The sequence below is a fragment of the Paenibacillus sp. KS1 genome (assembly GCF_001680695.1).
GTDB lineage: Bacteria > Bacillota > Bacilli > Paenibacillales > Paenibacillaceae > Paenibacillus_B > Paenibacillus_B suaedae.
The window spans coordinates 1-1,471 of the sequence record NZ_MAIS01000225.1; the positions used below are offsets into that span (position 1 = coordinate 1).

A 1,471-nucleotide genomic window follows, 5' to 3' on the forward strand; every position below is an offset into this window, starting at 1 on the left:
ACACCATCTAGCGATTGGAGGTGCAGTTCACCGATGAGGACTGCTTTTTTACATCCTATGGAACTGATTACTTATTGAGATTAAATTGTGCCTAAGAGTTTCATCAAACGATAGAGAATAGAAGCCACTTGTGCGCGAGTAGAGCTTTGATCAGGAGCGAACGTGTTGTTAGACATGCCATTGATCAACCCTTTATCCACAGCATACGCTACAGCGGCTTGGGCGCTCGCCGAAATCCGATCTTTATCTTTGAAGTTTAATTGCGCTTTCTCACCCTTCAGATCGACATTCATCGCATTGACCATCAATACGACCATTTCTTCGCGACCTAGAATATCATTTGCCCCTGCCATCGCGACGTAATGACTCCATTCTTTCTCTTTGCCAAGAATACGATCCAAATGCGCCACGAATTCTGCGCGTGTTATCGTATCGTTCGGAACGAATTTGGATTCGCTTTTCCCTTTGGTTACGTGTTGAGCCGCAATAACTTCGATTTCATGTTTTGCCCAATGGGTCTGAATATCGTCGAATGAAATGTGAATCTCCATCAGCTCGAAGGTGCCGAGCGTAGAGGTTGTAAGTTGAATATTCCCCGGCTGATGCACGGCATTGTAACCCACATATACCCATTTACCGTTTTCATCTTGCTGGTAAACGCCAACTTTTTGCAAATCAATTACTTTGTTAGCCGGCTTAAGCTCGATCTTAATCGGATGACTCAATTTTCCTGTATCGTTGCCGATCGTGACGATCTGCGATACGACGGTTGTTTGATTTGCCGAATGGATGTTAACTTCACCATTGTCAGAATCTTTTGCCGATAAGCTTGCTTTAAATCCATTTGTACCAATAAAATCAGCCAATGCATCCGCAGGAATTCGGATGGTAAATCCATTGCCGGTAAGGATCAATCCTTTGCCGGATGCCAGTAGTTTGTCTGCCGTTGCTTTATTAAAGATTACATTCGCACTGCTGTAGTCGTTGAAGCCAATATCGGTAAGATCCAGCGTGGCGTCAGTCGCTTTCGAATCTTTCAGCTGGGCGATCAAGGCCTCAGTCGATACGCTTATCGTTGCGATAGTCGCACCCTTAATGTTTTTCGTCGTAGTGAGCGTGCCTGCTTTTACTTTCTTGCCTATTGGTGCTGGAGTCGATGGTGGGCTTGGTGTGTAAGTCGATGGCGAGCTTGGAGAAGTCGGTGTCGTTGTGCCAGAATCCTTGGTTATGGTGACTGATACCTCATGAGATTTGCCTTCGTAAGATACAGTGATCGTCGTTTTCCCTGCTCCAACGGCTGTCACCTTGCCGGTATTGCTTACTGTAACAATGTTCGTACCAGGAACGCTATACTTTGCACCCTTTGTAACGTCTTTCTTGCTTCCATCGCTATACGCCGCGGTGACCGTAAGCTGAGCATCCTTCCCAACTTTAAGATCTACGCTGTCCGGCGATACCGAAATCGACGTTA

The 1,471-nt window shown here is 46.0% G+C and carries 1 protein-coding gene; it reads right to left on the bottom strand.

Annotation, left to right across the window (positions count from 1 at the left end; translation table 11 throughout):
- Positions 1 to 80: 80 nt before the first annotated feature.
- The coding region (locus tag BBG47_RS27965; RefSeq protein ID WP_175400665.1) for an S-layer homology domain-containing protein at positions 81 to 1,471 on the bottom strand (1,391 nt) is incomplete at its 5' end.